Here is a 1159-nt window from a genome sequence, read left to right as displayed (position 1 = left end):
CCTCGGTGTAGGACGGGGCCGGGATGTGCTCCATGATCACGTTGAAGAGGGCCTCGAGGTCCTCGGCCTCCGGCAGGGCGCCGTCGGCGGGCTGGGTCAGGGAGGCGCGGCCGGCCTTGCCCGAGGCGTAGACGACGGGGACGTCCAGCACCGAGTCGAGGTCCAGGTCCGGATCCTCCTCGGCCAGGTCCGAGGCCAGGCCGAGCAGCAGGTCCATGGAGTCGGAGACGACCCCGTCGATGCGCGCGTCCGGGCGGTCCGTCTTGTTGACCACGAGGATCACGGGCAGCTTGGCGGCGAGGGCCTTGCGGAGCACGAAGCGGGTCTGGGGCAGCGGGCCCTCGGAGGAGTCCACGAGCAGCACGACGCCGTCCACCATGGACAGGCCGCGCTCCACCTCGCCGCCGAAGTCGGCGTGCCCGGGGGTGTCGATCACGTTGATGGTGACGGTCTCGCCCTCGGGGGCGGACGGGCCGGAGTAGAACACCGTGGTGTTCTTCGCGAGGATCGTGATCCCCTTCTCCTTCTCCAGGTCCCCGGAGTCCATGACCCGCTCGGCGACGTCGCCGTGCGTGTTGAAGGCACCGGTCTGGCGCAGCATGGCATCCACCAACGTGGTCTTGCCATGGTCAACGTGGGCCACGATGGCCACGTTGCGCAGATCGGAGCGGCGGGTTTCGGTCGAGGTCATGGGCGTCCTGTCCGGTTCGACATCAAAGGGGTGGAGGCACACGACGACGGCGGCCCCCGAGCGATTGTACGCGCAGGGGCCGCCGTGGACGGGCGGGCCGGTGGGTCCGAACGGTCAGTAGACGCCCTCGCCGAGGGAGGCGAGGAATTCGCGGCGCTCCTGGCGACGCTCCGCCTGCTGGTCCGGATCCGGCACGGGCGCCGCCGCCAGGAGGCGACGGGTGTACTCCTCCTTCGGACGGTGGAGCACCTCCTCCGTGGGGCCCTGCTCCACCTGGCGGCCGTCCTTGAGGACAAGCACCTTGTGGGCCAGCATGTCCACCACCGCGAGGTCGTGGGACACGAACAGGCACGCGAACTCGTAGCGCTGCTGCAGCTCCGCGAACATGTCCAGCACGGCGGCCTGGACGGACACGTCCAGGGCCGAGGTCGGCTCGTCCGCGATGAGCACCTGGGGGTCCAGGGTCAG

Annotated in this window: 1 protein-coding gene and 1 pseudogene; both read right to left on the bottom strand. The window is 70.1% G+C overall.

Annotation, left to right across the window (positions count from 1 at the left end; translation table 11 throughout):
• Positions 1-691, bottom strand: a 691-nt coding sequence (locus tag ACIP67_RS43410) for a GTP-binding protein (protein WP_401700272.1), incomplete at its 3' end; no start/stop codon positions are given.
• 114 nt (positions 692-805) lie between these two features.
• Positions 806-1159, bottom strand: a pseudogene (locus ACIP67_RS43405) (glutathione ABC transporter ATP-binding protein); the annotation flags it as partial.

The sequence above is a fragment of the Streptomyces sp. NPDC088812 genome (assembly GCF_044750285.1).
Classification (GTDB): Bacteria; Actinomycetota; Actinomycetes; order Streptomycetales; family Streptomycetaceae; genus Streptomyces.
This window is presented reverse-complemented; position numbering and strand designations above follow the sequence as displayed.